This is a genomic window from Sodalis glossinidius str. 'morsitans', from assembly GCF_000010085.1.
Classification (GTDB): Bacteria; Pseudomonadota; Gammaproteobacteria; order Enterobacterales; family Enterobacteriaceae; genus Sodalis; species Sodalis glossinidius.
Window position 1 is genome coordinate 2,098,515 of sequence record NC_007712.1, and the last position, 19,327, is coordinate 2,117,841.

General features: G+C 54.9%; 13 protein-coding genes, 1 tRNA gene and 6 pseudogenes. 6 read left to right on the top strand and 14 right to left on the bottom strand.

Annotated elements, in window-relative coordinates; genetic code table 11:
- Positions 1–490: 490 nt before the first annotated feature.
- Positions 491–1,267, top strand: a pseudogene (gene phoH, locus SGP1_RS11105) (phosphate starvation-inducible protein PhoH).
- A 59-nt stretch (positions 1,268–1,326) separates the two neighbouring features.
- Here phoH and SGP1_RS11110 read toward each other — a convergent pair.
- From SGP1_RS11110 to mdtH, 7 genes and pseudogenes are all read right to left on the bottom strand, one after another.
- Positions 1,327–1,416 (bottom strand) — tRNA-Ser (locus SGP1_RS11110).
- 382 nt (positions 1,417–1,798) lie between these two features.
- A complete protein-coding gene (locus tag SGP1_RS11115; protein ID WP_011411073.1) occupies positions 1,799–2,623 on the bottom strand; it encodes an ATP-grasp fold amidoligase family protein in 825 nt (274 codons plus the stop codon).
- A 141-nt stretch (positions 2,624–2,764) separates the two neighbouring features.
- Entirely contained in the window at positions 2,765–2,986 is a 222-nt protein-coding gene (locus tag SGP1_RS11120; protein WP_041866917.1) for a hypothetical protein, read from the bottom strand.
- Positions 2,970–3,606: pseudogene (locus SGP1_RS27330) on the bottom strand (transposase); the annotation flags it as partial. The gene SGP1_RS11120 and the pseudogene SGP1_RS27330, both read right to left, overlap by 17 nt.
- 60 nt (positions 3,607–3,666) lie before the next feature.
- Positions 3,667–3,852 (bottom strand): oligosaccharide flippase family protein, encoded by a 186-nt coding sequence (locus tag SGP1_RS36380; RefSeq protein ID WP_041866918.1) that lies wholly within the window; start codon positions 3,850–3,852, stop codon positions 3,667–3,669.
- Positions 3,853–4,517: 665 nt separating this feature from the next.
- Positions 4,518–5,169, bottom strand: a pseudogene (gene grxB, locus SGP1_RS11135) (glutaredoxin 2).
- 141 nt (positions 5,170–5,310) lie between these two features.
- Entirely contained in the window at positions 5,311–6,528 is a 1,218-nt protein-coding gene (gene mdtH, locus SGP1_RS11140) for a multidrug efflux MFS transporter MdtH (protein ID WP_011411074.1), read from the bottom strand.
- 276 nt (positions 6,529–6,804) lie between these two features.
- Between mdtH and rimJ the strand changes: the two genes are divergently transcribed.
- The 3 genes and pseudogenes from rimJ (at position 6,805) to murJ (ending at position 10,178) form a co-directional block, all read left to right on the top strand.
- Positions 6,805–7,383, top strand: coding sequence for a ribosomal protein S5-alanine N-acetyltransferase (gene rimJ / locus SGP1_RS11145; RefSeq protein WP_011411075.1), 579 nt, complete (start codon positions 6,805–6,807; stop codon positions 7,381–7,383).
- Positions 7,383–8,319 (top strand): annotated as a pseudogene (locus SGP1_RS11150) (Gfo/Idh/MocA family protein). The gene rimJ and the pseudogene SGP1_RS11150 overlap by 1 nt, the downstream one beginning before the upstream one ends.
- Before the next feature lie 317 nt (positions 8,320–8,636).
- The gene (gene murJ / locus SGP1_RS11155) at positions 8,637–10,178 is read left to right on the top strand and encodes a murein biosynthesis integral membrane protein MurJ (RefSeq protein WP_011411076.1); all 1,542 of its coding nucleotides are present in this window, start codon (positions 8,637–8,639) and stop codon (positions 10,176–10,178) included.
- A 202-nt stretch (positions 10,179–10,380) separates the two neighbouring features.
- Here murJ and argS read toward each other — a convergent pair whose 3' ends face one another.
- The gene (gene argS / locus SGP1_RS11160) at positions 10,381–12,111 is read right to left on the bottom strand and encodes an arginine--tRNA ligase (protein WP_011411077.1); all 1,731 of its coding nucleotides are present in this window, start codon (positions 12,109–12,111) and stop codon (positions 10,381–10,383) included.
- A gap of 702 nt (positions 12,112–12,813) precedes the next feature.
- Here argS and SGP1_RS11165 point away from each other — a divergent pair.
- Complete coding sequence (locus tag SGP1_RS11165) at positions 12,814–13,332, top strand: VOC family protein (RefSeq protein WP_011411078.1); 519 nt, start codon at positions 12,814–12,816, stop codon at positions 13,330–13,332.
- Positions 13,333–13,401: 69 nt separating this feature from the next.
- Here the strand turns inward: SGP1_RS11165 and SGP1_RS27335 are convergent.
- Positions 13,402–14,376 (bottom strand): annotated as a pseudogene (locus tag SGP1_RS27335) (MalY/PatB family protein); the annotation flags it as partial.
- Between the two features lie 100 nt (positions 14,377–14,476).
- On the opposite strand from SGP1_RS27335, the gene cutC reads away from it, so the two are divergent.
- Entirely contained in the window at positions 14,477–15,235 is a 759-nt protein-coding gene (gene cutC / locus SGP1_RS11175; RefSeq protein ID WP_011411080.1) for a copper homeostasis protein CutC, read from the top strand.
- Positions 15,236–15,457: 222 nt separating this feature from the next.
- Here the strand turns inward: cutC and cmoB are convergent, their stop codons facing one another.
- The 5 genes and pseudogenes from cmoB to SGP1_RS11200 form a co-directional block, all read right to left on the bottom strand.
- Positions 15,458–16,429 carry a tRNA 5-methoxyuridine(34)/uridine 5-oxyacetic acid(34) synthase CmoB gene (gene cmoB / locus SGP1_RS11180; protein ID WP_011411081.1) on the bottom strand — a complete coding sequence of 324 codons (972 nt, stop codon included), beginning with the start codon at positions 16,427–16,429 and terminating at the stop codon, positions 15,458–15,460.
- Positions 16,426–17,169: a carboxy-S-adenosyl-L-methionine synthase CmoA gene (cmoA, locus tag SGP1_RS11185; RefSeq protein ID WP_011411082.1), complete on the bottom strand. Its 744-nt coding sequence runs from the start codon at positions 17,167–17,169 to the stop codon at positions 16,426–16,428. The genes cmoB and cmoA overlap by 4 nt, the downstream gene beginning before the upstream one ends.
- Positions 17,170–17,310: 141 nt before the next feature.
- Positions 17,311–17,706, bottom strand: a complete 396-nt coding sequence (locus SGP1_RS11190; RefSeq protein ID WP_011411083.1) for an MAPEG family protein — start codon at positions 17,704–17,706, stop codon at positions 17,311–17,313.
- Positions 17,707–17,813: 107 nt separating this feature from the next.
- Complete coding sequence (locus tag SGP1_RS11195) at positions 17,814–18,632, bottom strand: DUF72 domain-containing protein (protein WP_011411084.1); 819 nt, start codon at positions 18,630–18,632, stop codon at positions 17,814–17,816.
- 73 nt (positions 18,633–18,705) lie between these two features.
- A pseudogene (locus SGP1_RS11200) lies at positions 18,706–19,277 on the bottom strand (hydrolase).
- Between the last annotated feature and the right edge of the window lie 50 nt (positions 19,278–19,327).

Consider the following 19,327-nt stretch of genomic DNA (forward strand, 5'->3'; position numbering starts at 1 on the left):
CTTAATCGGTAGGGTCGTCTGATCCCTCCCTCAAGGGATCCTTTGAGCTTGACGCACGGTTAACGGCAACTTACATTGAAAAAAAGTTGCAAAGTGACGGCAATCTGTAGCAATGTCATTATACTGAAGGCAATAAGCGGCGTTTCTACCGTATTGTTGTCACGGTTACCATGGGGATCGCTAATGACAGTGTCCTGCTACGGGCTGAATACTGAACATCATTCCTTATCAATCACTCCCCGATGCATCGGCGGATGCCGCTTCGAGACCCCTTGTCCCCCTGGTTTTTTGTTCGTCATCTCTAATCGATACCTTTTTTGTTCCTTTTTACCCCCGGTGAAAGACCGCCAGCGGCGTGCGTTATCCAGCCCTGCCACAGGCCCATTACCTTCTCCAATGGCTTAAAAGGAAGCCGCAACCTCATATGTATGTGAAGCGTAATCACATGGCCTGGTCCATGTGGAGAGTGAACAAACTGTAAGGTGCCACTATGGGAAGACAAAAAGCAATGATCAAAGCTCGTCGTGAAGCAAAACGCGTCATTCGTCGCGAGTCACGCAATCACAAAATGCGTGAAGAGGACTCGGTCACTTCTCTTGTTCATATGAGCGGGATTGAATCAATCGGTATGGCGCGCGACAGCCGTGATACATCGGCGATAGAAGCGCGTAACTAGGTTCAGGAGCAGTACCTGACGGCCATTGAAACCAGACAGTTGATCTTCGCCACCGGTGAGGCCGGTTGCGGTAAAACTTTCCTAAGCGCCGCGAAAGCGGCAGAGGCGTTAATTCATAAAGAGGTTGAGCGGATAATCGTTCCCGACCCGTGTTGTAGGCGGATGAGGATATGGGGTTTCTGCCCGGTGATATCGCCGAGAAGTTTGCCCCGTACTTCCGTCCGGTCTATGACATTCTGCTACGTCGGCTAGGGTCGTCCTTATATGCAGTACTGTCTGCGTCCGGAAATCGCCCCCTTTGCCTACATGCGCGGCCGAACGTTTGAAAATGTGGTTGTCATTCTTGACGAAGCGCAGAATGTGACGGTCAATCAGATGAAGATGTTTCTGACGCGGTTGGGTGAGAATGTCACGGTCATCGTTAACGGCGACGTGACGCAATGTGATTTGCTGCGCGGAGTCAAATCGGGGTTGGCGGATGCGCTGGAACGGTTCCAGGAAGATGACGATATGATCGCAATCATTCGTTTCAGCCAGCAGGACTGTGTGCGCTCGGCGCTATGTCAGCGCATGCTGAGCGCTTACGGCTAATGGTGCGGTTAGGCGATAAAAAAAGCCCGGGTTATTACCCGGGCTTTCTTATTAGATTCTGGCGGTGAGGGAGGGATTCGAACCCTCGATACACTTTCGTGTATACACACTTTCCAGGCGTGCTCCTTCAGCCACTCGGACACCTCACCACGTGTTAACCATCAGGTCAACGGGGCGCTACTATAGGGATTCACCCTTGTATGGTCAAGCATAATTTTGGCAACAAATACTTATTGCTTAAGGTGTGAGCGTTTATTTGCGCACGCATGACGGGGAGTTGCGACTCGGTCAAGGGTAAGTGAATTAAGGTGCATCGTGCTCTTGTCGTCCTCAACCGGAATTAACCTGAGACGACGGGAAAAAATAACCCGGGGTAGAGAAGGGCCAGTGAAAAGGCGGACTCAGAACCGTAGAGGGTAACGTTAGAAACCGCATGACCGCTACTATAACCATCAGCAGGCTATGCGGTTCCTTGGCGAATACGCCAAGCATAGGGGGCCATTGCGTGTTAGCGCATGTCGGGTGGCCTATTTAATCAATGAAGAAGCTATCCCATTTATGCTGTATTTCCTCCGGATAGATACGGTACAGTCCGCCGCCGGGGGTAAAGGTCAATTCTTTGTCGTTGGCCTCATAAAAATCGATGCGCAGATAAGAAAAATCTTTCGCGATCTGTTTGGCAAGCGAGATCATCAGCGCGAGATGTTTGGGTCTCCCCATTGGCACCGGACTGTTTTGTAACCCCATGCGAATATCGGTGCGCTGCCAGTTCTCATCGAAAACGTCCCGACGGTGCACGCCGAAACGGTCATAATAGACTTGAATAAAGATGTGCATCTCTCCCTGGCGGTTAAAACAGTGGAACTTGATATCGTTGGGGACATGCCCATCCACCAGCAGCAATTCTTTCACTAAGAGGCAGGGTTTGATATTTTTATAATGCTTCTCGAGCGACATTTTATAAAAACTGCTTTTTGTCCAAAACCGAGTGGTCCCGCTCAATTCTACAAAGGTAATCGACAATTTATCATAGACCACCTGATTGAAGCCGGAGCTATGATTGGCCTTGATGACAAAAGACGTCGGCAGCGAGTCGAAAATGTCTTCCGTGAGCTCATCGCAGCGACAATAGAGATTGATGAGATACTTCTCACCGATGGTGGAGGCAATATATTTTCTGACTTTATGTTTATCCGTCAAGTCTGTGTAGATAGATTTTGGCCACAGGTTCCTAAGCGTAATTTTCTCGCTAAAGGTGGTCGGATGAATCAGGTTCGGCCATTTTTTTAAAACCCGCGAATATTTCAGCTGATGATGGAGCAGGTCCAGCAGAAACTTAGCGATTGGATTTAGCATAATGTTTAACCTCAGAAATTAACAAAGGTATACTCTTGTAGGAAAATAATATCTGGCTGGTAATAAGGCCTTTTCTAAAGAAGGCGTTGAGTATGAAGAGTGATGAAAATTCTGAAAGTAACGTGGCGAATGCTTCTCCTTTTATTCCATATAAGGGATGAGATAGCTGTTGAGAACAATGTTGGGTACGGCGATAAGCGGCATCTTGACCGCAACAAAACGAAATCCGGCATTCATGATGATGACCCGATAAGCCACGGGGCCCATCACGCTAAAGTAGGTAGTGACCGCGCCTATCAGCAAAATACCGGCGGCGGCGTGATATACCTTACCATAAATCAGATCGTTGCTTTTTCCATACATCGTTACTGCCGCTTAGACGCTGATTCGCAACGACGTAGTTACGCTCATGGTATCGGTCTGGCCAATATTGCGCCCCACCTCATGGAGGAATAAGAGGCCTTATTTTCTTCCTCAGCATAGCATCATGACAGTAGCGGGTACCGTAAGCGCCATCAGCCGACGCTTCCCTGATTTTCCGGTGGGTCTGGTTTATCAGAGCTGGTAGGGCCTGAGCATCCGTCGTACCGCTGAGCGATAAGTCAGCACAGATAATCTCATGCGTTACACTGTCTGCGGCCATATCCAGCTTACGCCACACCCTCCGTCTGTCGGCACCATGCTGTCGGACTTTCCATTTGGTTCCGTCAATGACTAGAGGTGAGATTTCACCACGGGTCGGCGTTTTTTATGCTGATTGCTCGCTTGCTGATCAGCGAGTAGTCTGGGCATCTTAGCGGCAGCACCATCAGTTTAAATAGCCATATCTGCGTAGTGAAGCGGCCGGCCACGCCGTTCAGGCGTTGTTTTTCCGTCCATGCAACAATTGCCGACTCATCCAGCCATATCGTCAGAGCCCCGAGCTGCTTGAGAGCTTTATTGTAAGTGGACCAGTTGGTTATTTTAAACTTTTGCTTTGCCATGGAGTGCAGATGTTGAAATGACGGTAGTGATCTGAGCAGACGATCACCTAAAAGTTATATTTATTCAACAAAGCCCTTTACTGATGCCGTCATTAGCCGCATACCGGAATATCTGTTCTTGGCTATGCGGTTGAAAAGAATGTTATCACTCCCGAGCTGAAAAAAAGGCATAATCAGAATAACGATAGACAATAAATAGCTAAAGGCGCCAAAGTTGGCCGGCCCTAAATAACGGGCGACAAACATAACAGAGATGATGCCTCCCCCGGCAAAGCATAATTTTTCAAGAATGATCTAGAAAGTATTAAAAATAATCGCCGTCATAGTTACAATTTCATATTGAGTAAAAATAAATCTCAGGGCAATGTTGTCTTCTTCACGCTTACTCACTGCTGCGGTGAAGAATATTTCACGCTAATGCACTATAACTATATCTTGCCGTCAGGACGAACAACTGAAATTTCAGTTGCGGCAATTTCATTTCATTTCATCTGAGGGTGGAATGAGATAGGGCTGAATTTTACATAAAAAACCGCCGAAACAGGTTTTCAAGGAAGTGCGCTTAAGGGAATCAGCGTGCCGTCCGGGGGGGCAATAAAAATAGGCATCTTCCAAGCCGCCGTTAGCGCCCAGGCAGCGGTTGGAATGAAGTAAAACAAGATTATTGTTCACCGAGCAGGTAGAGAATAAAGCGCTAAAGTCTTCCCAGTCGGTCTTCCACTTTTTGTTCGCTGAGACTGTAATGCGTCAACTTGTTACAGCCGCTCAGCAGCAGACCGCCAGCGCAAAGCGTTTACCTTGTTTCATTCCTTCCTCATACTTGTTACGTCCTCACTTCGAGGCCGGCCAAGCATAACATAAATGCGGCGGGGTCGGGATGGCAACGCCCCGAAGGGCGTTACCCGCGCAGGCTATTGTGCCATGCTGGAAAGAAGGTTGACCTGCGTTTGTTTGGCCATATTATCGCGATAGTCGGCGACGCGGGTAGGCCAGTCGATACCGGCGACGATGGTCAACGAACGCAGCCAGGGAAACAGGTGAATATCGTCTTCAGACAATTCGCCGTTGCAGGCATTGGGTTGTTTTATGAGCGGATCCAACTCGCGCAGCTGCTGGCTGATTTTTTTCACCAAACCCGGCGTGTGCTCCAACAATTGCGCAAAATCCCCCATGCTGGCCTGTTTCTTTTTGATGAAATACTGTCGGGCCTGCTCGGTGGCGAATTCTTCCAGGCTTGCGTGCACGAACCGCGGTGCAACAGACGCTGGGCGGTGTCGCTCATGTTTTTCAGCCATTTGCCGATGGCGGGCTGGGTTGGGCCGGGCCGGTTAACAGCGGACGCCGGTCAAGCTGGTCGACGTAATGCACGATATCCATGCTTTCGGGCATAAAACTGCCGTCTTCTTTTTGCAGGATCGGTACCATTTTCTGACCCACCATCGAGATAGGGGTGGTCTCACCGTCATTCGCCATTACTTCCAGGGCGATGGGGATGTTTTTAAGGCCAAAAATCATGCGGGCTTTGACACAAAAAGGGCAGTGCTCATAGATGTATAATTTCATAATGTCGGCATCCTCCCGTGGTTTGTCGGCGCCTGTTGCGCCGACAGGGTACTTTGAAATTAAAGTATGGGTAACATTACGCGAGGGATCAACCGCAGCGCGGGTCCAGACGGCGCAGGCCTCTCAAGACGAGACGCGCTGTCAGGAGCCTTCGCCGCGGCCGTTAAGCATCGCGGGCTCGATGGGACGCTGCTGGAATTGACGATATAAGCCCAGCAGCGTGATAAAGCCTATCAGCCCCAGCATGAACCAGGGAAGCTGAGGGATCTCCAGCCGGTTGCCGACATCATACAGCCAGCCGCCGCCGCTATAGCCGATAGCGCCGCCCAATGCCAGGCCCAGCCTGCTGAAGCCCATGTAGCTGCCGCGGGCGCGGTTATCCGCCAGCGAGGCGCCCAGAGTTTCACGCGCGGGTTCGGCAATAATTGAACCAATATAAAACAGGCCAATCAACATAAACAGGGCGCGCAGATCCTCAATCAGACCGATGGGAAACAGGCTCAACAGCATAACGGTCAGTCCCGCCATCAACCGGGTTTCCAGCCTGAAGCGCTTTTCGCTCCAGCGTGCAATGGGGTAGAGCAACGACAGCGACAGCGCTGCTTCGATAGCATACATCCATTTCACCGCCGCCGGCTGTCCGGCAACCTCATTGATGCGAATCGGCAGCATTAACATCACCTGCACCGACAGCATGTAATAACCGGTCAAGGTCAGTACGTAGGTGACAAAACGCTGGTCACGCAGCACCCGGCGCATCCCTTCCAGCATGGGCGCCCGCACGGTGGAAATGCGATAACCCGGCAGCAGCCAGGCGTTGAAGATGGCGGCAAAGACAAACAGCACCGCGCCGGCCAGGCAGACCAGTTTGAAATCATAGCGCAGCAGCCAACTGCCGAGCAGCGCGCCGATGACGGAGCAGGCGCTATCCTGCATCATCAATAGCGAATAGAAGCGGCCACGCTCCCACGGACGCGTCAATTTAATCACCAGCGCCGTCCGGGGCGGATCGAACAAGGTGCCGCCGAGCGCGGAAAGCGCGCAGGAAAGCCACAGCAGCCAGGGTTCATCGGCGATGCCCATCAAGACAAACCCCAGGGCGCGCATCAGCATACCGGCGATAATCATCGGCTTCGCCCCCAGTCTGTCGGCGAAGGCGCCGCCAAAAATCCCCAGCCCCTGCTGGATAAATTGTCGCAGGCCCAGCGCAATGCCCACCAGCAGCGCGGCCCAGCCAAGTTGATCAACAAAACGGATGGAAATGAGCGGGAAGACGACATAAAAGCCCATTACCACCAGCATATTATCCATTAACAGAAAATATTTACCCAAGCTCCGAGCTTGCGAGACCGACGACATGCTCCACCCTAAGATGCAATAAAGGCTATGAGGACAGCCTATTCTGACCGGAATATTTGTTTAGCGATAGTGTGCTTAGATATTTTTTAATAGCGCGGAATTATCAGGGTATATACTTTATTATCAACATTATATTATTGTTTATAAGTGGCGCAGTGTCCCGGTCAGCATTAAAACGCGGCATGAGGCTCTAGGCGATCGAATACGTGGCCATTTCTGCCTCAGAATCGACCTCTGCGCCGGAGAGAGTAGGAAAAACGGGAGGGCGGAGGAAAGATGTTTGGCTATCGCTCAGCGTCGCCAAAGGTGCGACTGGTCACCGACCGGCTGGTGGTCCGTCTGGCCAATGAACGGGACGATTACCGTCTGGCGGAGTACTACGCGGCCAATCGGGATTACCTCAAACCCTGGGAGCCGATTCGCGATGAAAGTCATTGTTATCCCTCCGGCTGGCAGGCGCGTTTGGGGATGATAAACGAAATGCATCGCCAGGGCAGCGCATATTATTTTGTCCTGCTCGATCCGCTGGAAACGGAAATCCGCGGCGTGGCGAATTTCAGTAATGTGTTGCGCGGTTCATTTCATGCGTGTTTTCTCGGCTATTCGTTAGGGGAAATGTGGCAAGTGCAGCGATTGATGTTTGAAGCGCTCCAGGCCGCGATCCGTCATATGCAGCGGCATATGCACCGAATAATGGCTAACTATATGCCGCACAATCATCGCAGCGGCAGTTTACTTGCGCGACTCGGTTTTATCCGTGAAGGTTACGCAAAAGATTATTTATTGATCGATGGCCAGTGGCGCGATCATGTTTTGATGGCGCTCACCCACAGCGGATGGACGCCCGGACGTTGATGCCTCAGGGGAGGGGGATGACATTACGCATTGGTATTATCGGCTTGGGCGGCATTGCGCAGAAAGTGTATTTGCCGCTGTTGAGTGACTCCGCCCGCTGGCGTCTGGTGGGCGCTTTTTCACCCAATCAACAGAGGGCACAGCCGCTTTGCGACAGTTATCGCATCCCCTATTACGCGCGAGTTGATGAACTGGCCCAGCAGTGTGATGCCCTGTTTGTCCATAGCAGTACCGACAGTCATTATGAGGTCGTGAGCGATTTGCTGCAGCGTGGCCGGCATGTGTATGTGGATAAGCCGCTGGAGGCGACGCTGGCGCAAGCGGAACAGCTGTTGACGTTAGCCGCCCGGCATCAGCGGATTTTAATGGTGGGATTTAACCGACGTTTCGCGCCCCTGTACCAGCGTCTGAAATAGGAAATGCAGCACGGCGCTTCGCTGCGTATGAACAAACATCGCAGCGACAGTGTCAGACCGCAGAGGACACGCGTTTTACCTTGCTGGATGATTATTTGCACGTTGTAGACACGGCATTGTGGCTGGCAGGCGGCACGCCGACGCTGTCCGGCGGTCTGGTGCAGACCAATGCGGCCGATCAGCTATTGTATTCTGAGCACGCTTTCCGCTGCGGCGATTGCCTGGTCACCACTACCATGCACCGTCAGGCGGGCAGTCAGCGGGAAACCTTTACCGCCGTCACCCGCGGTGCGCTTTATCAGGTTGAAGAGATGCGCCGTTTCAATGGGAACGCGAGGGCACCATTGGGGAGCTGCCGGTCCCCGCCTGGCAGACGATTTTAACCCAGTGCGGGTTTACCGGCGCGGTAGAGCACTTTATCGACTGCGCGGCGAATCAGACACCCACCTGTCTGAGCGGCGAGGAAAGCATCAGCGCGCAGCGGTGGATTGAGCGACTGCTGGCGCAACGCGGGGCCTGACGCCCGCACGCCGTTCGGGACAAGGGCATAGCCTGGACAATGCCGACCGGCGTGCGGGGAGCCGCATCGTGACCACCGCGGCCGGGCGGCATAGGGTTTGATGCCCGCATCGGAGGTGAGGCTGCAATGCCCGTTGGCCCATTACCGCCTCAGCTCAAGAGACCGCCTCATATCCGCTGCGATGGCGGCAGCGATAACGGACAGTGGCGATTTTCTCCGGGCAGGGTAGACTAAGCGCACCCATAAGGCTCAGGATTTGCCGGACGGTGCGCCACCTTCAGGTCGACGGCATCCAGGCGGAACAGAAAATTAACACCATGAATTTATTGAAATCGCTGGCAGCGGTCAGCTCCATGACACTTTTTTCCCGCGTTTTGGGGTTTATCCGCGATTCCATCGTCGCGCGAGTATTTGGCGCGGGTATGGCAAGTGACGCCTTTTTCGTTGCCTTTAAAATTCCTAATCTGTTGCGGCGTATCTTCGCCGAAGGGGCCTTTTCACAAGCGTTTGTTCCTATTCTGGCGGAGTACAAGAGCCAGCAGGGCGATGCAGCGACGCGCGTATTCGTCGCCTATATCGCAGGCTTGCTCACGCTGGTGCTGGCGCTGGTCACCGTGGCCGGTATGCTGGCCGCGCCCTGGGTCATAATGATCACCGCACCGGGGTTTACCGATACGCCGGAGAAATTTGCCCTGACCACGGCGCTGTTACGCGTCACGTTTCCCTATATTTTGCTTATTTCCCTCACCTCGCTGGTAGGGGCTGTCCTTAATACCTGGAACCGCTTCTCGGTGCCGGCGTTTGCGCCGACGTTGCTCAACGTCAGCATGATAGGTTTCGCGCTGCTGGCGGCGCCGCTGTTCCATCCGCCCGTCATGGTGCTGGCCTGGGCCGTGTTGGCCGGTGGCGTCCTGCAACTGGGTTATCAGCTGCCGCACCTGAAGAAAATCGGCATGTTGGTGCTGCCCAGAGTACAGTTCCGCGACGCCGGCGTTTGGCGCGTGCTGCGGCAAATGGGACCGGCCATTCTCGGCGTGTCCGTCAGCCAAATCTCCCTTATCATCAATACCATTTTTGCCTCCTTTCTGGTCTCCGGCTCGGTGTCATGGATGTATTATGCCGACCGCCTGATGGAGTTCCCCTCCGGGGTGCTCGGCGTGGCGCTGGGGACCATTTTGTTGCCTTCGCTATCGCGTAGCTTTACCCGCGGCAATCACGATGAATACTCCCGTCTGCTGGACTGGGGGTTGCGCTTATGCTTTATGCTGGCGCTTCCCAGCGCCGTCGCGCTGGGAATTCTGGCGCATCCATTGACCGTGGCGCTGTTCCAGTACGGCAAGTTCTCCGCCTTTGACGCCTTGATGACGCAGCGGGCGCTGATAGCCTATTCGGTGGGCCTGGTCGGTCTGATTTTGGTCAAGGTGCTTGCGCCCGGGTTCTACTCCCGCCAGGATATCAAAACGCCGGTACGCATGGCGATGATTACGCTTCTCATGACGCAATTAATGAACCTGACCTTTATTGGTCCGCTAAAGCATGCCGGTTTGTCGCTGTCCATCGGCCTGGCCGCCTGCCTTAACGCCGCGCTCTTGTATTGGCAATTACGCTGGCAAAAGCTGTTTGAGCCGCAGCCAGGATGGCTCGGTTTTTTCTGCCGGCTGTTACTGGCGGTCATTATCATGGCGGCGGCGCTTATCGGGCTGCTAATGATGATGCCTGACTGGTCGCAAGGCAGTATGCCCTGGCGGCTGCTGCGGCTGATGGGCGTGGTTGCGGTGGGCGGAATGGTCTATTTCGCCACGCTGTGGCTGGTGGGATTCCGACCACGCCACTTCGCGCGCTCGGTGCAGGTTCACTAGCCCCCGGCATGGCCAAGTCAAAGAATGTTGGTATGCCGATGCACTGAACCCTGGCATGCCCCAATCACGCAAACCCCAGTAGGTCCTGAAAGGCGATAAGAGTTGGCATAAGCAAAAAAAACAGTCCGCATCATCAGGTGGACCGGCGGCTTGGCCAGGGCTGGGCTGACAAACGGCTTAACGCTTCGGACGTTTTAGTCAGCTACATCCGTTCCACGGTTTCAATACCCAGCAGATCCAGCCCTTTTTTTAGCGTGCGTGCGGTAAGCAGCGCCAATTGCAGGCGGCTTTGGCGCAGCGCCGCATTCTCGGCATTCAGGATGGGGCAGTGTTCGTAGAAAGCGGAGAACAGCACGGCCAAATCATACAGATAGGCACAGAGCACATGCGGCGTGCCGTCGCGTGCCACGGTCGCAATGGCCTCTTCCAACTGCAACAGACGAACCGCCAGCTGGGTTTCCTGTTCCGCCTCCAGGCGGATGTCGCCGGTGAGCTGCTGCTCATCCTGGCCGCTGCGTTTGAATATCGAGGCGACACGGGTATAGGCATATTGCATATAGGGCGCTGTGTTACCCTCAAAACTCAGCATATTGTCCCAGTCAAAAACATAATCAGTGGTGCGGCTTTTCGATAAATCGGCGTATTTTACCGCGCCGATCCCCACCACCTGCGCCAGTCTTGCCAACTCCCCGGCGTCCATGGAGGGGTTCTTGGCGGCAACCAGACGGCGGGCGCGTTCCAGCGCTTCGTCCAGCAGCTCTGTGAGCTTGATGGTGCCGCCGGCGCGGGTTTTAAACGGTTTGCCGTCTTTGCCCAGCATCATGCCGAACATGTGGTGCTCGAGTGGGACCGATTCAGGGACGTAGCCGGCCTTGCGCACGATAGTCCAGGCCAGCATCAGGTGCTGATGCTGGCGTGAATCGATATAGTAGATAATCCGGTCGGCCTTCAGCGTCTCATAGCGGTATTTGGCGCAGGCGATATCGGTGGTGGTATACAGGTAAGCGCCATCCTTTTTCTGGATGATCACCCCCATGGGCTCGCCTTCTTTGTTTTTGAATTCGTCGAGGAACACCACGGTGGCGCCTTCGCTCTCCACCGCCAGCCCTTTCGCTTTCAAATCCGCCACGATACCGGGCAGCATGTCGTTGTACAGGCTTTCCCCCATGACGTCCGCACGCGTTAACGTCACATTAAGCCGGTTATAGGTTTTCTGATTCTGTGCCATGGTGACATCCACCAGTTTGCGCCACATTTGTCGACAATACTCGTCGCCGCCCTGAAGCTTCACCACATAGCCGCGGGCGCGCTCGGCGAACGCCGGATCCTCGTCGTAATGCTGCTTGGCGGCGCGGTAGAAGCTCTCCAGGCTTGAGAGCTGCATTTCCGCTTCGCCGCCGTCCTGTACCTTTTCCAAATAGGCGATCAGCATGCCGAATTGCGTTCCCCAGTCGCCTACGTGATTGGCCCGAATAACGTTATGGCCCAAAAACGACAGCGTGCGCACCGAGGCATCGCCGATGATGGTAGAACGCACGTGGCCGACATGCATTTCTTTGGCGACGTTGGGCGCGGAATAATCCACCACGATGGTTTGCGACGCGACGCTTGCAATGCCCAGTCGCGGAGAGGAAAGGGCCGCGGCAAGGTGGTTTGCCAACCAGCTCGGCTCGAGAAAAATATTGATGAAACCGGGACCCGCGATGTCGACTTTACGGGCGATACCGTCCAAATTCAGCAAACCGACGACGTTTTCCGCCAGCTTGCGGGGCGGCAGACCGAGCTGTTTGGCAATCGCCATGACGCCATTGGCTTGATAGTCGCCGAACTGAGCCTTCGCTGATTGGCGCACCTGCGCTTCGCAGTCGGCGGGCGCGCCTGCGGCCACCAGCGCCTGCTGGATTTTTTCTGAGAGAAGAGTGTGGATGTTCACCGGAATACCTTTATTGCATGGGCGGGAGGCAGGCAGAGCGCTGACATTCCCTGACAACCTGACTACGCCACCGTAACCGGGCGGACACGGTGGTCAGATCCGAAAAATAAACCATGCTTATACCATAATCGGCGGTGGAAGTCAGTAGAGCGGAATGACAGATTCAGTGGACGCGGAAGAGACGTGGCTGCCCGCCGCATCACGGGAAGCGAGAAAGGTTATCGGTAGCGGCGGCGTTCTTTACGCGACATGCCGAGCTGATTGCGATTTTTAGTGCGTAAATGCTGGATAATGGAATATATGGCGACAATAACTAGCAATAGGCATAAAGTTAATAATAGCATTTTATATACCTTGGATTATTTAGGAGTCTAAAATAGCCGATATAACGCAAAGGCAAAATCCAGCCAACGCGCTTTCAGAAAATACTTATCTTTTACGCTTGTCACCGCATTGAAATATGACATAAACTTGCTTTGTGTAAGTTTAATGTCAGCAATTAAGGCTGCGCATTACGCTGTGGTTAAAACAGGATAAATATTTGTCATTTAATGCCCTCTTGCAAACAAACAGATTAATCTTAATACTCTATTGTGCCAAGTTTCGTCCCTGGCCGGTCTAAGAAAGCGGCGATTGGCGCGGCACACCGGGCGCGACGGCTGAGGTGATGAGAGTTGGAAATACAATTAAGGATAAAGAAAAATGAATTGGACCGACGCTCCACAATTATTGGATTTGAAAATCGATTTTCCGCGTTTTGAAGCGGAACTATATGCATTAACTAATAGATTGGGTATTTTGCCAGAAGCTTTTTTTATCGATCATATTGCGGTGCGCTGTCATCAAGACGTCACGGCACAGCGGTGGTATCACGATTTTTCTCAATGTGGCCATCTTTTGCATGAAGCGGAAATTAACGGCCGTCAGATTGCGCTGTTTGAACTGACGACGCCGCTGAATTTAGGCGGGCAGTCTATTTCTTGCATTGAGTTATCCTGGCCCGGCGAGCGGCGTTATCCTCATGAAGGATGGGAACATGTCGAAATAGTGCTGCCGGGCGAGGTGGACACCCTGTTTGCGCGGGCGCTCCTGTCGGATGAGGCGCTGGCCTCGCCGAATCTGCGTATCAAGCAAAGCCAGCCGCAGGCTCAGGTGGAAACGTTAGCCAATCCCACGCTGGCGGTCAGCGACGGGCGCGTCACCGTGAAATTTCACCCTTAAGCCCTGCGCGCTATCGTTATCCCCGAGCATCCTTAACGGCACAGGGGCTGCGCTATGCCCGCGGCGCTGTTGGCAGGCGTGGACCATGCGATCCAGAGCGGTATCCAGCACCGTTCTGGGACAGCCGAAATCAGCGCCGGCGGACAAACCGACGCCCGCCTGTTCAAAGAAGGCGTGTGGGTTGTCCACGTCCAGACCGCTGGTGTCAATCCAGGCCAAATAGGTTGCCTCGGGGCCTGCCAGCGTCAGGCCTGGCATTTCTCGCAGGCGTTCCGTCAGCTGGTCGCGGTTGCCGCGTAGATAGTCCAACTGCTGTGAAAGCCAGGCTTGACCACAGCGCCAGGACATCCACCACCGGCACCACGCCCGCGCGCTGTGCGGCGAATTTCATACGTAAACGTGGGTTCGGGATGACCGCCACCGACGCTCCTAGGCCGGCGATATTGAAGCTCTTTTGAAGGCGAAATAAGGGTAATGCTGCGCCGCATCCTCATTCAAGGAGGCGAAGGGGATATGGCGTAGCCCCGGGGTCAGTAATAAATCACAATGAATTTCATCGGAGCACACCAGCAGATCGTGCGTTTGTGCAAAGGCAAGATGCTGCATAAGCTCTTCGCGGCGATAGGAGGTGCCGCCGGGATTATGGGGGTTGCAAAGCATCAGCAGGAGTTTGTCGCCTGAAAGCGCCGGATCGGCGGCGGCGAAGTCAACGCACCAGCGCCAGGCGCTGTGGACGGCCGCGCGGAACGCCAGATGCAGGCCGCTGACCAGACCCGGCAGAAACAACAGCCATTCCGCCTTGACGTCCCACTGATAGCGCTCGCGCATCCGTTCTATAAATATCTCGCTGAGCGCTGTCGGCGGCGCTCCGTAACCAAAGATGCCATGATCGACACGGGCGCGCAACGCCTCGAGAATACAGGGCGGCGACCGGAAATCCGTATCGGCCACCCACAGCGGAATGACATCTCGCCCAGCGTACTTTTGCCATTTATAGCTATCGCTGTGACGCCGGTCGATACATTCATCGAAGTTGAATGCCATAGTCATTTCCCTGCACAATTGAAAAACGAAAAACGTCGCCGTTTGCTGGCATAATGTGCTATGCCAGTGATGAGGGCCATCAAGAAAGGAGTAGTATACCATGCCAAAACTGGAAGTTTGCTGCTATAGCGCGGAGTGCGCTATAGAGGCTGAGCAAGCGGGCGCGGACCGGATTGAGCTTTGTTGTGCTCCCAAAGAAGGGGGATTGACGCCCAGCTTTGGAACGCTGCGGGCGGTACGCGATCGCGTTGCGTTGCCGGTCCACCCCATTATCCGTCCCCGCGGCGGCGACTTTTGCTACAGCGCCGCCGAGTTCGAGGTAATGCTAAATGACGTCGCTCAGGTGCGCGATATGGGCTTTCCGGGATTGGTGATTGGGCTGCTCGATGCAGACGGCCACGTCAGTCTGGCGCGTATGCGGCGCATCATGCACCTTGCGGGTACGATGGACGTCACTTTTCATCGCGCCTTTGATATGTGTCTTAATCCTTATCAGGCGCTGCGGCAGTTAACCGATTTGGGGGTCGCGCGCATTCTCAGTTCCGGTCAGCAGCAAAGCGCTGAAGCGGGTTTAGCCCTCTTGAGGGAACTGACCGAGCTAAGCCGTGGTCCAATCATTATGGCGGGGGCGTGCGTGCGGTTGACCAACCTGCACAAATTCGTGCAAAGCGGCATCCAGGAGCTGCATAGCTCCGCCGGGCAATTCTTCCCCTCCGGCATGCGCTACCGTAAAGCGGGCGTGAGCATGAGCGCCGACAGCGAAGCGGATGAATTTAGCCGTTACCGTGTAGACAGTGAGATGGTAGCCAACATGAAACACGCGCTGACCGTGTTGCCCGTTGCGACGCGTCCGGCATGACAAGCAATTTTGCCACGCACACGCTTAAACCCACGTGATGCTTGCAAGTACCAAGCCCCAAATCCTTGTTGGGGCTTTTTTATCCCCGGTCACTGTGGCGCGCCCGTGCCCTAGCGAGGACATCAGCAACATCGATAACGCAACCGCGAGGCCTCTCCCCGGGGGACGCGTACTGAGACATTAGCGCTTCACCGCCATGTTAATCGTGCGCGCCCTAGGGAGTCAGTGTTTCTCCGCCACGATGACCGCGCGCAGCGGTGCGGGGTGACCCTCGACGGTTAGCCGCGGATCGTCGGAATGGAGAAAATCCGCCAGAGATTCGCTGGTCATCCACGCGGTACGTCGTTGTTCGTCGGTGCTGGTGACCGACATATCCACATGACGCACGTTGACAAAACCGCACTTTTCCAGCCAGCTTACCAGCGCGGTGGCGGAAGGAATAAAGTAGACATTGCGCATCTGGGCGTAGCGCTCACCGGGCACCAAGACCTGTTGGCTGTCGCCTTCAATGACCAACGTTTCCAGCACTAATTCACCGCCGCTGACCAATTGATTTTTCAATTGCAGCAAATGGTCAAGCGGCGATCGGCGGTGGTAAAGTACCCCCATGGAAAAAACGGTGTCAAAGGCGGCCAACGCCGGTAACTGCTCGATGCCCAACGGCAGCAGATGCGCCCGTTGATCACCGCCGAGCAGCTTACGCACCGCCGCGAACTGGCAATAGAACAGTTGCATGGGATCAATCCCGACAGCTAACTGAGCGCCGGCGCCCACCATGCGCCACAGGTGATAGCCGCTGCCGCAGCCGACGTCCAGAATAAGCCGACCGGCCAGCGGCGCGATATGCGGTAGCACGCGTTCCCATTTCCAGTCAGAGCGCCATTCGGTATCAATACTGACGCCATACAGGGAAAACGGACCTTTGCGCCAGGGCATGAGCTGGCGCAGCAGAGATTCGATCCCCGCCTGCTGGCCGGCGGACAGAGGCGGATCGCAGTCCGCCTCAACGCCGTGAAGCAGATCCAGGCGTGCGGGGGTGAGCATTGGCAGCCGTTCCACCGCGTTAAACCATTGACTGAACTTGCAGTGCTGGGAGGTTTGCTCCCACTCGCTAAGCTGCGCAGGCAGGGTATTAAGCCAATGGCTGAGAGGACTCTTGGCGATAAGCTGATAAAAATCGGCAAACTGACTCACTGCCCGCTCTCCGGTTTAATGGAGATCAATGAACCGAAATTGAAGCACTGGAACCAAAGCTCGGCATGACCAAAGCCCGCCTCGACCAGGCGTTGTTTATGCACTTCCACCGTGTCGGTGAGCATCACATTTTCCAGCATGCTGCGTTTCTGGCTGATTTCCAATTCACTATAGCCGTTGGCCCTTTTGAAATCATGATGCATATCGAACAACAGCCCACCGATAAGCTGATCCTGAAAACTGAATTTTTCCGATAATACTAATGCGCCCCCCGTATTCAGCCCGGCATAAATGCGATTAAGCAAGGTTTGCCGCTGCGCTGGCTCAAGAAACTGCATGGTAAAATTCAGCACCACCAGCGAGGCGTTTTCAATGGGCACCGTGCTAATGTCGTCCTCGATGATTTCCGTGGGTGTCGTTGCGTGAAACGCACTAATATGGCGCCGACAGCGGTCAATCATCGCCGGTGAGTTGTCCACCGCAATAATGCGGCAATCGCCATGGCTGATGGTGCGGCGCATCGCGAGCGTGGCGGCGCCGAGGGCGCAGCCGAGATCATATATTTGCGTTCCAGGGCGGGCAAAACGGCCGGCCAGCATCCCGATCATCGAAATGATATTGGAATAGCCGGGTACGGAACGCTGGATCATATCGGGAAAGACTTCGGCGACGCGCTCGTCGAAAGTCCAGTCGCCCAAACTGGCAATAGGCGCTGAGAAAAGGTCATCACGATGGGTCATGGCAAAATAGGCGTCGTTGTACAAAACGCCTATTCTATCAGAAAGTGCCGATAAAGCATGTGTCCCGCGCGGTAGCGGGTGGCCGGTTCAGGCAAGGAAGCCATAGCACCTCCCACCCCCACAGGAGAGCGGATGGTCGCGTTATTGCCAGCTTAGCACCACATCCCAGGGCATGAACCAGAGATTCAGCAATACCATCAGCACCAGCGAGCAGTAGGTGGCGCTCATGCCGGCGCGCCGCCAGCGATATTCCCGCGTCTGCAGGCCATAGTAATGCATCAGCCGCCCGGCCATCAGCATCAGCCCGCAAATGTGCAGGGTCCAGTTGGGCGAGCCGTTCATTTCCAGCAGGACCAATAAAATCAGGCCGATGGGAATATATTCCACCGCGTTGCCATGCACCCGGATTGCGGTCTGTAATTCATAAAATCCGCCGTTGCCGGTGGCCACGCGGTATTGGGTCCTAAGCTTGACCACATCCAGAGATAATTTCATCAAAAACAATGAACCAAGCACGACATATAGCGCGCTTACCATCCTAACAGTACTCCCTTATCTACCCTGCTTTTCGAGTGCGAAATAATAGCCTGAGTCGCCAGCAGTGTCGCAAAAAAAAAGCGGGTAGTTCACAGGGTTTTGCCCGCTCAAAAAAGCGTTTCCTGCTGTGGCCAGTGAGGCGTCGGGCCAATGGCGGGGATTTTTGCTGCCAGTTTTGGCCACAACCGCTGCGCAAGCGGCGGCGCATAGGCAATATCCGGCGTATGAATAAACAAAAATGGCGTTCCCCGCTGTAACCAGTCAGGTAAACGCGCCAGCCACGGCTGAAACAGTGCGACATTATCTTCGGGATCTTCAGCGCCGATAAAGCGCACCAGTGGCCGATCGGCCGTGACCACCGCATGCACTGGCAGCCTGGGTTTTTGCTGTTGGGCGGCGCGCAATGCCGATGAGGTGGGCAGGGTCGCATGAACCGGACGGCTATCGAGGATAACGCGATTGACGCCCCGCTGCTGCAGGCCGCGATTCAGCTCACGTTCCTCGTCCTGCTTGGCGAAAAATGCCGGATGACGGACCTCGACGCCGTAATGAAAATCCGCCGGCAGCGCGTCAATAAAGGTCCAGAGGTTCTCCAGGTCCGCCGGGCTGAATGTCGCCGGCAACTGTAGCCAGTATTGACCAATACGATCCGCCAGCGGCGCCAGGGTGGCGAAAAATGTCACCAGCGGCGCTTTGAAATGGCGCAGGCCGCCCTGATGGCTGATGGTGGCGGGGAACTTGAAGCAAAATCGAAAGGTTTCCGGCGTCATGGCGCGCCAATCGCGTACCCGGCCGGCATCGGGCAGCGCATAGAGCGTGGTATTCCCCTCTACGCAGTTAAAATGGCGGGCGTAATCCGCCAATGTGCGCAGGCCATATTTGCCCCAGCCGCTGTGCTGCCACTGTGGTAGGCCGATATAAAGCATAGCGTCTCCGTGTTAACGGGGCCGCTGCGTAACCGACGCGGCGGCCCCAAGCGGATTGATCGCCCACCCGGGGTTACCCGGTGAGGGCGGCGAGCACTTGAGCGTTGTGGCGTACCCGGCCAAGGCGCGGGAAGATATGCTGGAAACTACCGTCGTGCTGAGCTTTATCGTGTGCGCTGCATATATCTTCCACCAGCACCAGCTCAAAGCCCAGTTCCCAGGCATTACGCGCGGTGAATTCCACGCCGATATTGGTTGAAATGCCCCCCCCAGCACAATCGTTTCAATTCCGCGCCGGCGCAACTGCATTTCCAACTCGGTACCGTAAAAGGCGCCCCACTGGCGTTTAATGATTCGGATATCGCTATCCTGCGCCCGGAGATCGGCAGGAATGTCCCACCAGTTCGCCGGCAGGGTACCACCGCTGGCGCTATCCACCGGCTGTTTCAGCGCGTCAGCGAAATCGGCCGACCAGCCCACGCGCACCAGAAATACCGGCGCGTTGGCGTCACGAAAACCCTGCGCGAGTTCGGCGGCGCGTTTGACGACGTCCGCGGCGCTGTGCGGGCCGCCGGCGAAGGGCAAAATCCCTTTCTGCAAATCGATGAGTACCAAGGCGCTACGAGAAGGATTGAGCTTTAACATGCGGGTCTCCGTGAGTGAATGATGCGCGGCAGCGGCTAGTCGGCCGCGCC

Coding starts and splice junctions, on each gene's coding strand:
- SGP1_RS11190 (WP_011411083.1), bottom strand. CDS start 17,706: ATGGTAAGCGCGCTATATGTCGTGCTTGGTTCATTGTTTTTGATGAAA.
- rimJ (WP_011411075.1), top strand. CDS start 6,805: ATGTTTGGCTATCGCTCAGCGTCGCCAAAGGTGCGACTGGTCACCGAC.
- SGP1_RS11120 (WP_041866917.1), bottom strand. CDS start 2,986: ATGTATGGAAAAAGCAACGATCTGATTTATGGTAAGGTATATCACGCC.
- SGP1_RS11195 (WP_011411084.1), bottom strand. CDS start 18,632: ATGCTTTATATCGGCCTACCACAGTGGCAGCACAGCGGCTGGGGCAAA.
- SGP1_RS11115 (WP_011411073.1), bottom strand. CDS start 2,623: ATGCTAAATCCAATCGCTAAGTTTCTGCTGGACCTGCTCCATCATCAG.
- SGP1_RS11165 (WP_011411078.1), top strand. CDS start 12,814: ATGAATTGGACCGACGCTCCACAATTATTGGATTTGAAAATCGATTTT.
- SGP1_RS36380 (WP_041866918.1), bottom strand. CDS start 3,852: ATGTTTGTCGCCCGTTATTTAGGGCCGGCCAACTTTGGCGCCTTTAGC.
- cutC (WP_011411080.1), top strand. CDS start 14,477: ATGCCAAAACTGGAAGTTTGCTGCTATAGCGCGGAGTGCGCTATAGAG.
- mdtH (WP_011411074.1), bottom strand. CDS start 6,528: ATGTCGTCGGTCTCGCAAGCTCGGAGCTTGGGTAAATATTTTCTGTTA.
- murJ (WP_011411076.1), top strand. CDS start 8,637: ATGAATTTATTGAAATCGCTGGCAGCGGTCAGCTCCATGACACTTTTT.
- cmoA (WP_011411082.1), bottom strand. CDS start 17,169: ATGACCCATCGTGATGACCTTTTCTCAGCGCCTATTGCCAGTTTGGGC.